Below are 11,957 nucleotides of genomic sequence, written 5' to 3'. Positions count from 1 at the left end.
GGTCGAAGGTGGCCTCGGTGAAACGGAACCACAGGTTCTGGTCACCGCGGAACTTCGAATAGTCTGCATAGACCTTGCGCCAGTTTTCATTCTTGGCCGACAGCTCTTCATATAGCTTCATCGACTCCTTGAAGGCGGCGTTCATGACATCGGCCGGGAATGGGCGGAGCTTGGCGCCCGCACCTACCAGCTGCTTCAGGGCCGTCGGGTTCTTTGCGTCGTACTTGGCCTGCATGTCCACGTGTGCGGCGGCGCTGGCAGCTTCGACGATCGCCTTGTACTCGGGAGACAAAGCGTCGTACGCTTTCTGGTTGATATACAGGTCCAGCTGCAGGCCGCCCTCCCACCAGCCGGGGTAGTAGTAGTTGGGCGCCACTTTGTTGAAGCCCAGTTTCTGGTCGTCGTAGGGGCCGATCCATTCGGCGGCATCGATGGTGCCTTTTTCCAGGGCCTGGTAAATCTCGCCGCCAGGGATGTTTTGCGGGACACCRCCCAAACGCTCGATCACCTTTCCGGCAAAACCGCCGACGCGGAATTTCAGGCCCTTCATGTCGGCGATGGACTTGATTTCCTTGCGGAACCAGCCGCCCATCTGTGCGCCGGTGTTGCCGCACGGAAAGCTGATCATGTTGTATTTGGCGTAGAACTCGCGCATCAGCTTCAGGCCGTTGCCCTCAAAGGTCCAGGCACTCATCTGGCGGCTATTGAGGCCAAAAGGAATGGCGCCGCCGATGGCAAAGGTTTCGTCCTTGCCGAAGAAGTAATAAGGCGCGGTATGTGCCGCGTCGATGGTGCCCTGCTGCACGCCATCAACCACACTGAAGGCGGGCATCAACTCACCGGCCGGATGCACCGAAATTTCAAACTTGCCGCCCGAAATCGCCTTGACATGTTTGGCAAAGGCCTCAGCGCCTCCATAGATCGTGTCCAGCGATTTGGGGAAACTGGACGCCAGGCGCCAGCGAACAGCGGCCTGCGCGTGAACAGCCGGCGCAACGCCTGCTGCCAAAACGCCGGCAACGCCGGYGTGTTTGATGAGTGAACGACGATCCATCAGGTTGACTCCGAAAGGTAAAAATGAAAATTCCACTGGGCTTTAACACCAGCCAGACTGCTTTTGCAGGCCTTCAGGAATTCTAAAAATGGGGGGAGTGGAGCCCGGCCGGGTTTACCCTTGAAGAGCTGACGGGAAGCTGAAGGTGTGGCCCCCACGCTCCCCCACTTCGTGTGGGTCGCTGCCCCCCGAGGGGGCCGCCCGCCTGCAGCCTCGGCGAAGCCGAGGATTGGCACACCCCTATCGGGCTCACTGCGTGTAGCCCTTTTCCCCTTGCAGGGGACTGCGCCTGCGGCCCGGCAAAGCCGGTTCCGCGGCCCATGCTGGCTTTAAGAGTCTTGCTTAGGCTACTGACTTCAGGGTCGGCTTGCCGGCTCCCAGCAGCGCAGAAAACCGCGCCCTGACGGACGCTTCGATGCCGATGGCGTCGAGGCCTTGCAGGGAGAGCAGCTTGGCTGGGTCGCCGTGTTCGATGAATTCGTCTTTGAGGCCGAGGTGCAGCACGGGCTTGGTGATGCCTGCGGCTTGCAGGGCTTCGCTGACGGCGCTGCCGGCGCCGCCCATGATGGCGCCTTCTTCCACGGTTACGAGGGCTTCGTGGCCGGCGGCTATTTTGAGCAGCAACTCGACATCCAGCGGTTTGGCCCAGCGCATGTTGACCACTGTAGCGCCGAGCTTTTCTGCGGCTTGCAAGGCCGGGTAGAGCAGCGTGCCGAAAGCCAGGATGGCAACACTCGCGCCTTCACGGCGTACTTCGCCTTTGCCGAAGGGCAGTGCCTCAAGGCCGGTTCCCGGCTGGATGCCGGCACCGGCGCCGCGCGGGTAGCGCACAGCCACCGGATGGTTTTGCCCGAAAGCCGAGCTCAGCAGCATGCGGCATTCGCTTTCATCGGCGGGGCACGCTACGCTCATGTTGGGAATGCAGCGCAGGTAAGGAATGTCATAGGCCCCCGCATGCGTGGCACCGTCAGCCCCGACGAGGCCGGCGCGGTCGAGTGCGAACACCACGGGCAGGTTTTGCAGGGCCACATCGTGGATCAGCTGGTCGTAGCCGCGCTGCAGGAAGGTGGAGTAAATCGCCACCACGGGCTTGAGCCCTTCGCAGGCCATCCCTGCGGCAAACGTCACTGCATGCTGCTCGGCGATACCGACATCGTGGTAGCGCTCCGGAAAGCGCCTGTGGAACTCGACCATGCCCGAGCCTTCGCGCATGGCCGGCGTGATGCCGACGAGCCGGCTGTCGTGTTCGGCCATGTCGCAAAGCCATTGTCCGAAAACCTGCGTGAAGGTCTGCTTGGCCGGCGCGCTGGATTTTTGCAGGCCCATGGCCGGGTCGAACTTGCCCGGGCCATGGTAAGCAATCGGGTCGGCTTCGGCGAGCTTGTAGCCCTGGCCTTTTTTGGTGACCACATGCAGGAATTGCGGGCCGCCCCGGGTGTCCATCAGGTGCTTGATGTTTTCGAGCGTAGGCACCAGCGACTCGAGATCGTGGCCGTCGATGGGCCCGATGTAGTTGAAGCCGAAGTTTTCAAACAGCGTGGCCGGCACCACCATGCCCTTGGCATGTGACTCCAGGCGTTTGGCCAGTTCGAGCAGCGGCGGCGCCACGCGCAGCACCTGCTTGCCGACGTGGCGGGCGGATGCGTAAAAACGCCCGCTCATCAGCTGCGCCAGATAACGGTTGAGCGCACCAACGGGTGGGCTGATGCTCATGTCGTTGTCGTTGAGCACCACCAGCAGCTTGCAGTGGTCATGCACGCCCGCATTGTTCAAGGCCTCGAAAGCCATGCCTGCGCTCATGGCGCCGTCGCCGATGATGGCCACCGCATGACGGTCTTCGCCTTTTTGCTGGGCGGCCAGCGCCATGCCCAGTGCGGCGGAAATCGAGGTGGACGAGTGGGCTGTGCCGAAAGTGTCGTACTCACTTTCGTCACGTCGCGGAAACCCCGACAGGCCGCCAAACTGCCGCAGGCTGTCCATGCGCTCGCGCCGGCCCGTGAGGATCTTGTGCGGGTAGGTCTGGTGGCCCACATCCCAGACAAGGCGGTCCTCAGGGGTGTTAAAAACGTAGTGCAGCGCCACTGTCAGCTCCACCGTGCCCAGGTTCGAACTCAGGTGCCCGCCGGTTTTTGAAACGCTGTCGAGCACATAAGCCCGCAGCTCATCCGCCAGGGGCTTCAGGTCGGCACGGGGCAGGCTCCGCAGGTCGGCGGGGCTGTTGATGGTTTCAAGCAGTGGGTACATTCGTGGTGTCGCTGTTTATGGCAAGGCCGGCTTCCCGGTCCGCAGTATTCAATCCTGGCCTCAATGATGGCGGTTGACAAGCATGTCCGCCAGTGCACGCAAGGCCTCGGTGTGGCCCAGCCCGCTGACGTCCAGGCTGCGCAGTGCCTTGCCCAGCAACTGCTGTGCATAGGCTTTGGAGTCTTCGAGCCCCATCAGCGATACAAAGGTGGGCTTGTCCTGGGCCGCGTCTTTGCCGGCCGTCTTGCCCAGTGTGGCGGAGTCAGCGGTGACGTCGAGGATGTCGTCAACCACCTGGAAAGCCAGGCCGACGGCAGYGCCGTAATCGCGCAGGGCGTCTTGTGCGGCAGGCGTTGCAGCGCCGCAGGCCGCACCCATCATCACGCTGGCCTGCAGCAGTGCACCGGTTTTCAGCCGGTGCATTTCGTGGAGCTGAACGGATGTCAGTGGCATACCCACACTGGCCAGGTCAATGGCCTGGCCGCCGGCCATCCCCTGAAAACCGGCCGCCTGGGCCAGCATGCGGCACAGGCGCGCCTGCGTTACTGCATCGACCGAATCATCTGCGGGCGTGAGGAATTCAAACGCCAGCGCCTGTAATGCGTCGCCGGCCAGCAGTGCCTGCGCCTGGCCAAACTTGACATGCACCGTGGGCTTGCCGCGGCGCAGCACATCGTTGTCCATGCAGGGCATGTCGTCGTGAACCAGCGAATAGGCGTGGATCAGCTCTACCGCACAGGCGGCCCGCAGTGCGGCTTGCGCATTGCCCTGCACAGCCTCACAGGCCGCCATGACCAGCAACGGCCGCAGGCGTTTTCCGCCGTCCAGCACGGCATACCGCATGGCATCGCCCAGGCCTGCGGGCGCAGGCGCGTCGCTGGGGCAAGCCACCCAGCGCGACAAGGCATTCTCGACATTGGCAAGCTGCCCTGCACTCCAGGCGCTCAACGTAAACAGGGGCAGTTTTTCAGGGGCGTTCAATCGGGGTCTCTTGTTTTAGGGGTGAAGGAATGTTGTGCCTGCCATGGGTTGGCCACAGCTCCCGGCCGCGCCGGTTATTCCTGCACCCAKGGCTTGAGTTCCGTGCCTTCCAGCACCTTGATCTGGTTTTCAACGGCTTCGAGCTTGTCCCTGCAGAACTTCAGCAGTTGCGCGCCGCGCTGGTATCCGGTGAGCAACTGGTCCAGGGGAAGCTGTCCCGACTCCAGGTTGTCAACCAGCCCTTCGAGTTCCAGCAGCGCGGCCTCATAGCTGGCGGGCAATGCCGGCGAGGCGGAAGCAGAAACAGCAGCGGTGGAAGAAGGACTTTTGGCCATGGTGATTTCAATGAACGGTGATTTTAGGCCGTTGCGGGCCTGGTTTCAGCCCCGGTGGACGGGGCAAGTGAATCCGTTTATCCCCATTATCCGGCGGCAGGACGCAAAGACCCGCCAAAAGGCCCACACAGGTACAATTGATAACAGTTCTCGATAACAGCGGTATGGCTGCTGTGGGATATTTGTCCTTGTTATATCCGCGGGCTGCCGCTCAGCCTGCCTTTCCGCTTGTCAACTGCCTCCACCGCCTTCGTGCGGCGGCATGTTCACCGAAATTTGCATGTCTGATCTCAGCCTCCGTCTCCTGCAGGCCACCAGCCAGCTTCCCATTTCCAGCTACTTCGATGCGGGCCTGTATCAGCGGGAGCAGCAAAAGCTGTTTGCCCGCGGGCCGCGCTACCTGGGCCACGAACTGGCGGTACCCAATCTGGGTGACTACTACGCCCTGCCGCACGAAGGTGAAGGCCGGGCGCTGGTGCGCAATGCCGCCGGCATCGAGCTGATTTCCAATGTTTGCCGCCACCGCCAGTCGACCATGCTCCAGGGCCGCGGCAACACAGGCAGTAACATCGTCTGCCCGCTGCACCGCTGGACGTACAACACCTCGGGCGAACTCATAGGCGCGCCGCACTTCGAGATCGACCCCTGCCTGAACCTGAACCGCTACAAAACCACCACATGGAACGGCCTGGTGTTCGAGGATACCGGCCGCGATGTCGCGGCTGAAATGTCACAGCTGGCTACTTACGCGGATCTCGACTTCTCGGGTTACCAGCTCGACAAGGTGCACCTGCATGAGTGCAACTACAACTGGAAGACCTTCATCGAGGTTTACCTTGAGGACTATCACGTCGGCCCTTTCCATCCCGGGCTGGGCGGCTTTGTCACCACCGACGACCTGCGCTGGCAACTTGAGCCCAACTACTCGGTGCAGACCGTGGGCGTGTCCGACAAGCTGGGCAAGCCGGGCACCGACACCTACAAGAAATGGCACGACGTCGTGCTGCAGTACCGCAAGGGGGTGCCGCCCAAATATGGCGCCATCTGGCTCACTTACTACCCGCACGTGATGGTTGAGTGGTATCCGCATGTGYTGGTGGTCAGCACGCTGCACCCGCAAGGGCCCGACAAGACACTGAACGTGGTCGAGTTCTTCTACCCCGAGGAAATCTGCGCCTTCGAGCGCGAATTCATCGAGGCGCAGCAGGCTGCCTACATGGAAACCTGCGTGGAAGACGACGAAATCGCCCTGCGCATGGATGCCGGCCGCAAGGCCCTGATGCAGCGCGGCGACAACGAGTTTGGGCCTTACCAAAGCCCCATGGAAGACGGCATGCAGCACTTTCACGAGTGGTATCGCCGTGAGATGGGCGCCAGCAAAACCACGCAGATGATCTGACGGTACCGGCGTTGCTATTTATTTGATAGCTGCTTGCGCACGGCTGTTGCGGCTCTCAGCTGCTTTTATCACCCATAACCCTTACCCTGAAAATCGATGCAAGCCGTCTGGATGATTCTTTCTTCCTTCCTGTTTGCCACGATGGGGGTCTGCGTCAAGTTTGCATCCGAGCATTTCAACAGCGCCGAACTGGTGTTCTACCGCGGTGTGCTCGGCATCCTGTTCATGGCGGCCTACGCCCGCGCGCAAGGCATCACCTTGCGCACCCGCTACCCCGCCATGCATGCCTGGCGCAGCGTGATCGGCGTGATGTCGCTGTCGGCCTGGTTTTACGCCATTGCCCATTTGCCGCTGGCGACCGCCATGACGCTCAACTACATGAGCAGCGTGTGGATCGCGGCCTTCCTGGTGGGTGGCGCGCTGATGCTGGGCAAGGCCGGCCAGAAAGGGCCTAGCCAAGGCCCCCTCGTGCTGGCCATCCTGGCGAGTTTTATTGGCGTCGTCATGCTGCTGCGCCCGGCCATCGACCAGAACCAGACCTTTGCCGGGCTGGTGGGCCTGATGTCGGGCCTGGGCGCCGCCTTTGCCTACATGCAGGTCATGGCGATTTCGCGCATGGGCGAACCAGAAACACGCACCGTGTTTTATTTTGCCGTAGGCACTGCGGTGGCCGGTTCGCTGGGCATGCTGGTGATGGGCGTCACGCCCTGGAACTGGGAGCACGCGCTGTGGTTGCCGCCGATCGGCCTCCTGGCGTCGCTGGGACAGTTGTCCATGACCAAGGCCTATTCCATGTCCGAAAACCACGGCGGCACGCTGATGGTGGCCAACCTGCAGTACTCAGGCATTGTGTTTGCGGCCATCTACAGCCTGATCCTGTTTGGCGACAATATCCCCCTGATCGGCTGGGCCGGCATGGGCCTCATCATCGTGAGCGCGATCGCCGCAACGGTTTTACGCGCCCGCGCCGCGCCCAACGCCCCCGCTGAAGAGCATTAAGGAGCACGACATGAGCTACACCACCCTGATTTCCGCCGAACAACTGCAGGCCCTGATTGCATCGGCCACACCCCTGCGCATCTTCGACTGCACATTTGACCTGATGAAGCCGCATGCCGGGCATGAGCAATACCTGGCTTCCCACATTCCCGGCGCCGTGTATGCCAACCTGGACACCGCCCTGAGCGCCAAACATGGCATGCCGGGCACCCACGGCGTGATCACCGCCAGCGGCTCCGACGCCCCCGCATCCGGCGGACGCCACCCGCTGCCCAACCGCGAGAAATTCGCCACCTGGCTTTCCAGCGTCGGGCTCGCCAACAACATGCAGGCTGTGGTCTATGACCGCAACGGCGCCAACTACTGCGGGCGCCTCTGGTGGATGCTCAAGTGGGCTGGCCATGAAAACGTGGCGGTGCTCGACGGTGGGCTGCAGGCCTGGCAGGCGGCCGGCGGCGCCGTCAACAGCGGCGAAGAACCCGCGCATTTCCAGGCCAGCTTCCTCCTTGGGCCGGAAAAAGCCGCGCTGGTGTCGGCCGAAACTGTCGCGAGCCAGCTCGGCCGTCCCGCGCAAACACTGATTGATGCGCGGGCCACACCGCGCTTCAAGGGCGAAGTGGAGCCGCTGGATCCCGTGGCAGGCCACATCCCCGGTGCATTGAACCGTCCCTTCAGCCAGAACCTCGGGCCCGACGGCAAATTCAAGCCGGCGGCCCAGCTCAAGGCCGAGTTTGAAGCGCTTCTGGCGGGCCGGGACCCGGCCACCGTGGTGCATCACTGCGGCAGCGGCGTCAGCGCCGTTCCCAACCTGATTGCCATGGAACTGGCCGGCCTCGGAAGGAGCGGCCTTTATGCCGGCAGCTGGAGCGATTGGTGCAGCAACCCGGCGCATCCGGTCGCACAGGGCTGACCGTTCAGGAACCCCAACAAAAAAACCTGCACGATTAAACGTGCAGGTTTTTTTGCTGAACCGGCCTCTATGGACTCGCCTCTAGTGACGTGTTCGGAAATCCGGTTCATGCCGGATTTTCAGGCCCACTTATTTGGCTGGAGCGCTGGCTGCCGTGCCGGGCGTCGCGGCGTCGCCCGTCATCGGGCTGGTGCTGGTGCCCATCGGGCTGGTACTGGTTGTGGACGTACCCATTGTGCTGCTGCCTGTCGTGGACGTACCCATTGAAGAGCTGCTATCCGTGGGGGACGGCGTGGTCGAAGGTGTGGTTGCGGGCGCCGGGGTCGATGGCGAAGCGCCGGTGTCTTCGACCTTTTTGCCACAGGCACCGAGCGCCAGCAAAGCGGCCAGGGCAACGGCGGTAAGGGCAGCAGGTTTAAATTTGGATGCGTGCATGTCGGTGTTCCTTTTTTGAAAAATAAATGGGCTGAGCGGTGAGTGGCTGAACGTCAGCCGGAATTCAATTTAGCCCGCGGCACCGGGCTTTCTGCATGAGACGGTGTCCCACAGGGGTGTAAGCGTTTTTCGCCTGATGGCGCACGAATGGCACAGTGAAAAAAGACCGCGTCAACACGCCCGGGCATGGCCGGACAGCCGGATTCGCTTGTGCGGATTGTCAAGACGTGAGCCTGACGAAGGGCCGGCACCGCGGCTGCTACGCGAGCCGTTGTCAGGCCTGTCACCCACGCGTCCTTTCGAGGGGCTGGGTTCGGGCCTGTGGGAATGAAGTATCTCTGCGGTGGTTTTCATGGCAATCTCCTTGAATGTCATCCCGGCGCTCGCGGCAGGAAACCGTTGCGAGGTACAGACTGGTGGTGTTATTGCGGCGCTTGCGCGCCTGCTGCGCACATATGCCTGCCCCATTAACTGTAGGGACGGCGTAAAGCACTCCACGTAGTCAATGCCTGCTGAGTGAGTAGGAAAAGACCTACAAGCGTCTGTTTCCATTCAGGAACACAAGCGTTCAAGCCGTCGCGCCAGCAGAAAACACCCTCAGGCCGGAAACCAGCTATTGCCCGGTATGCCCAAGAAAAACAACAAAATAACCACTAATCCCTTGCTGGACAAGCGCGAGCAGCTATTAAATCCATAGCACCGGTTACGCCACATCTACTGCCGCACCGGCGAACGCACATGCTCAGGCCGCACGCCCACACCCACCGCGTAGGCCGGCAGTGCCTGCAGCAAAGGCCAGCGGCGCATCAGCTTGAGGGGCCAGGGCAAGGCCATGGCGGGGCCATCACGCCCCCTGGCCGCCAGTACCGGGCTGAGCAGGCGGTTCTGGACCGCAACCTGAACTGCCTGCGTGACGCGTRTGGGAAACAGCCGGCGTTTTTGCACCTGCGCCAGCAAGGGCGTCAGCGCAGCCCGGTCAAGCTGCCGGTCTGCCAGCGGCGCGGCCAGCAGGTTGGCCGCCGCCACGGCGTCCTGCACCGCCAGGTTGATGCCCACGCCGCCCACAGGCGACATGGCATGCGCGGCGTCGCCGATGCACAGCAGCCCCGGCTTGTACCAATGCTCCAGCCGGTCCACCGTCACACTCAGCAGCTTGATGTCGTCCCAGCTGGCCAGGGTAGCGATACGATCAGCAAATAGCGGCGCCACCTTCACCACGTCGGCCCTGAAAGCCTCCAGCCCCCGCGAACGGACGGCTTCAATGCCGCCCTTGGGGATCACATAGGCGCACTGCCAGTAGGTGCGGCGGTCAATCATCGCAAGGAAAATGCCGCTGGTGATGCGCCCGCCTGTCGTGGAAGGATCACCAGGCATTTTCGGCAGGCGCATCCACAGCACATCAATGGGCGCGCCCAGGTCGCGCACCACCAGCCCCGCGGAACTGCGAACCGTGGACCGCCTGCCGTCGGCACCTATCACAAGGTCCGCCCTCACCTGCAAGGTGCCCTCGGGTGTAGCGACCTCCACACCTGTCACCACACCGCCCTGCTGCATCACACCGGTCACTTCGGCGTTCTGGATCAGGCGAAAACCGGGATACAACTCCGCTTCATCGCGCACAAAATCCAGGAACTCCCACTGGGGCATCATCGCGATGAATTTGCAGCGCAGGTGCAGATGCCTGAAGCTGGCAAGCACGAGTTCGGTGTCACCCACCACCGCGCGCAGCTCGCTCACTTCGTCATGCGGACGCGCCAGAAATTTCTCCAGCAAGCCCAGTTCGTGGATCACTTCAAGGGTGGACGGATGCACGGTGTCGCCACGAAAATCCCGCAGGAAATCGGCGTGTTTTTCCAGCACAAGCACCTGCACCCCGGCGCGTGCCAGTAAARGGCCCAACACCATTCCGGCAGGGCCTCCGCCGGCGATGCAACAGCGCACATTCAGGGCTTCGGGCATGGTGTCTCCTTAGCTGGACCAACGTTGCCCAGACCATATAGAAGCTTGCCAACACACGCAAGCATGCCCGGCGCGCCTAGCGGGAGGCGTTGCCGGTGCTGTTGTTGGGGCTGCTGTTTTTGCTGCCGGAAGTGGTTGCGTTGCCCAACTGGCTGGCCGGCAGGCCGCCATTGGTCGTCACGCCGGCGGTGGCGCCTGAGGCGCCTGTCGAAGGGCTTGATGCGGTGCCCTGCTCCGGCCCGGCCTGTGCAGCCGAGCTGCCACCGGTTGAAGGCGCGCCCGACGCGTCGGCCGCCGGGGTGCTTCCCTTGAAGCCGCTGCTGCCGCCGGCAGGACTGTCCCCGGCGCCAGGGGCCCGTGAATCGGTTCCGCTTGATGCTGCCGGCGTTGCGCCGGAACCGGTGCTGCCAGGCGTACTGCCGGGGTTGCTGTCTGCCTGCCTGTTGCAGCCGCCAAGACTCACGGCAAGCACAAGCGCCGTGGTGWCTGGCGCTGCAAAGAACACGTCAGCGAATCGCTTCATATTTTCTTCCTTACGGGGGACTGGATCAGCAGGGCCTGCAGGGTGTGTCTGGTGCAATCTGTCGGAGCGCTCGTGCACTGCAGGCTTACTCCATTGGCATGGGTGTGGTCTGCACTTCACCCGGCTCGGGCGGCGTGTTCAGCGGTGGCACTGGCTCCGGGGGTGGAACGTTGGGGTTGGTGGCCATGGTTATTTGCCCTTTTTGCCGGAACGCGGCCGGCTGGGAGCTTCCGACAATTCCGGGCGGCGGGGCAGGTCGCGGATCATCGCTTCGCCTTTTTCATCGCGTCCGTCAGAAGGCAGGTCAGGCTCCAGCGCCAGCTCCGGCTCGTCGTTGTCCGGTTGCTTGCGGGGCGCCCCCGCAGCAGCCCCCTGTCCGCTTTTCCCTGGCCCATTTTTGGGGGAGCGAGAGGATCCAGCGGACGAAGGCGAGGAAGATGAAGATGCGGCGCCGACCCGGGTAATTTGCGTGGGCTCGGCAGGCAAGGTATGGGCCGGCTCATCGGGCGAGCCCGTGCCCAGCGGAACACCGCTCTTTTCCGGACGGCCAGTCCCCGCGCTCATCACAGGCCCACCACCATCAAGGGCATGTCATGGGTGGCCAGCGCCGCTGCCGCTGCCATGCTGGCAAAAACCGTGATGAAAAAAGCCACATAAGCAGCCAAACGCGGCCGATGCGGCAACTGTCGCGGCGCCGGGTGTGCAACTGTCCGCTCAGGCTCTGAGCCATCGAGGCCGTCAAGGTCGAAAGCAGAGGCGCGGAAAACATTGGAGACCGTTGAGGGGTTTGAATGAAAGTTCATGGCGGGCCTGCCTTTTCACATTGCTCACGTTGCTTGCACATTGAACCCGGTAAAAAAACCAGGTGCATTTGACGAGACGATGTCTCATCTTCGTGCTGCCTGCGTGCGCTGCGTATAGGTCGCCAAGCCCTGTCGCTGTCAGGCGCTGTCCGACAGCACCACACGATTCAGCTCAATGGTGGTGCGCAAGCCCGCTGATCAGGGTGACCATGCCAATGCCGATGCCCAGCCAGGCGATTTGCGCCATGGTTTCGCGGGCCGTCACGCGCTTTTGGAGCTGCGGAATCAGGTCGGCCAGCGCGACGTAAATGAAGC

13 protein-coding genes and 1 pseudogene are annotated in these 11,957 nt (G+C 62.5%); 4 read left to right on the top strand and 10 right to left on the bottom strand.

Going from position 1 to position 11,957, the window contains the following annotated elements:
* The 4 genes from AC1D0Z_RS11190 to AC1D0Z_RS11175 form a co-directional block, all read right to left on the bottom strand.
* Nucleotides 1–1,054, bottom strand: a 1,054-nt coding sequence (locus AC1D0Z_RS11190; RefSeq protein WP_477658321.1) for a TRAP transporter substrate-binding protein, incomplete at its 3' end; no start/stop codon positions are given.
* A 342-nt stretch (nucleotides 1,055–1,396) separates the two neighbouring features.
* Entirely contained in the window at nucleotides 1,397–3,298 is a 1,902-nt protein-coding gene (gene dxs, locus AC1D0Z_RS11185; protein ID WP_477658320.1) for a 1-deoxy-D-xylulose-5-phosphate synthase, read from the bottom strand.
* 60 nt (nucleotides 3,299–3,358) lie between these two features.
* Nucleotides 3,359–4,279, bottom strand: a complete 921-nt coding sequence (locus AC1D0Z_RS11180; RefSeq protein ID WP_477658319.1) for a polyprenyl synthetase family protein — start codon at nucleotides 4,277–4,279, stop codon at nucleotides 3,359–3,361.
* A gap of 74 nt (nucleotides 4,280–4,353) precedes the next feature.
* On the bottom strand, nucleotides 4,354–4,614 hold the full coding sequence (locus tag AC1D0Z_RS11175) for an exodeoxyribonuclease VII small subunit (RefSeq protein WP_477658318.1): 261 nt from the start codon (nucleotides 4,612–4,614) through the stop codon (nucleotides 4,354–4,356).
* Between the two features lie 280 nt (nucleotides 4,615–4,894).
* Here AC1D0Z_RS11175 and AC1D0Z_RS11170 point away from each other — a divergent pair, with 280 nt between their 5' ends.
* From AC1D0Z_RS11170 to AC1D0Z_RS11155, 4 genes are all read left to right on the top strand, one after another.
* Nucleotides 4,895–6,013, top strand: coding sequence for an aromatic ring-hydroxylating oxygenase subunit alpha (locus AC1D0Z_RS11170; protein ID WP_477658317.1), 1,119 nt, complete (start codon nucleotides 4,895–4,897; stop codon nucleotides 6,011–6,013).
* A gap of 96 nt (nucleotides 6,014–6,109) precedes the next feature.
* Nucleotides 6,110–7,012, top strand: coding sequence for a DMT family transporter (locus AC1D0Z_RS11165; RefSeq protein WP_477658316.1), 903 nt, complete (start codon nucleotides 6,110–6,112; stop codon nucleotides 7,010–7,012).
* A 10-nt stretch (nucleotides 7,013–7,022) separates the two neighbouring features.
* Nucleotides 7,023–7,922, top strand: a complete 900-nt coding sequence (locus AC1D0Z_RS11160) for a sulfurtransferase (protein WP_477658315.1) — start codon at nucleotides 7,023–7,025, stop codon at nucleotides 7,920–7,922.
* A 133-nt stretch (nucleotides 7,923–8,055) separates the two neighbouring features.
* A complete protein-coding gene (locus AC1D0Z_RS11155; protein ID WP_477658314.1) occupies nucleotides 8,056–8,376 on the top strand; it encodes a hypothetical protein in 321 nt (106 codons plus the stop codon).
* A 152-nt stretch (nucleotides 8,377–8,528) separates the two neighbouring features.
* Here the strand turns inward: AC1D0Z_RS11155 and AC1D0Z_RS11150 are convergent, their stop codons facing one another.
* From AC1D0Z_RS11150 to AC1D0Z_RS11125, 6 genes and pseudogenes are all read right to left on the bottom strand, one after another.
* Nucleotides 8,529–8,711, bottom strand: a complete 183-nt coding sequence (locus tag AC1D0Z_RS11150) for a hypothetical protein (RefSeq protein WP_477658313.1) — start codon at nucleotides 8,709–8,711, stop codon at nucleotides 8,529–8,531.
* 360 nt (nucleotides 8,712–9,071) lie between these two features.
* Complete coding sequence (locus tag AC1D0Z_RS11145; protein ID WP_477658312.1) at nucleotides 9,072–10,316, bottom strand: FAD-dependent oxidoreductase; 1,245 nt, start codon at nucleotides 10,314–10,316, stop codon at nucleotides 9,072–9,074.
* 76 nt (nucleotides 10,317–10,392) lie between these two features.
* Nucleotides 10,393–10,839, bottom strand: a complete 447-nt coding sequence (locus AC1D0Z_RS11140) for a hypothetical protein (protein WP_477658311.1) — start codon at nucleotides 10,837–10,839, stop codon at nucleotides 10,393–10,395.
* 189 nt (nucleotides 10,840–11,028) lie between these two features.
* Entirely contained in the window at nucleotides 11,029–11,403 is a 375-nt protein-coding gene (locus tag AC1D0Z_RS11135; RefSeq protein ID WP_477658310.1) for a hypothetical protein, read from the bottom strand.
* Nucleotides 11,403–11,642, bottom strand: a complete 240-nt coding sequence (locus tag AC1D0Z_RS11130; protein ID WP_477658309.1) for a hypothetical protein — start codon at nucleotides 11,640–11,642, stop codon at nucleotides 11,403–11,405. Before AC1D0Z_RS11130 ends, AC1D0Z_RS11135 begins: the two co-directional genes overlap by 1 nt.
* A gap of 172 nt (nucleotides 11,643–11,814) precedes the next feature.
* Nucleotides 11,815–11,957, bottom strand: a pseudogene (locus AC1D0Z_RS11125) (ZIP family metal transporter); the annotation flags it as partial.

The sequence above is a fragment of the Polaromonas sp. P1_E3 genome (assembly GCF_056405935.1).
Note: the sequence above shows the minus strand (reverse complement) of the source record. Positions and strands in the feature narration are given on the sequence as shown.

What these genes read in the sequence shown, in the direction of transcription:
- dxs (WP_477658320.1), bottom strand. Translation starts at nt 3,298, where the DNA reads ATGTACCCACTGCTTGAAACCATCAACAGCCCCGCCGACCTGCGGAGC.
- AC1D0Z_RS11150 (WP_477658313.1), bottom strand. Translation starts at nt 8,711, where the DNA reads ATGAAAACCACCGCAGAGATACTTCATTCCCACAGGCCCGAACCCAGC.
- AC1D0Z_RS11135 (WP_477658310.1), bottom strand. Translation starts at nt 11,403, where the DNA reads ATGAGCGCGGGGACTGGCCGTCCGGAAAAGAGCGGTGTTCCGCTGGGC.
- AC1D0Z_RS11160 (WP_477658315.1), top strand. Translation starts at nt 7,023, where the DNA reads ATGAGCTACACCACCCTGATTTCCGCCGAACAACTGCAGGCCCTGATT.
- AC1D0Z_RS11130 (WP_477658309.1), bottom strand. Translation starts at nt 11,642, where the DNA reads ATGAACTTTCATTCAAACCCCTCAACGGTCTCCAATGTTTTCCGCGCC.
- AC1D0Z_RS11165 (WP_477658316.1), top strand. Translation starts at nt 6,110, where the DNA reads ATGCAAGCCGTCTGGATGATTCTTTCTTCCTTCCTGTTTGCCACGATG.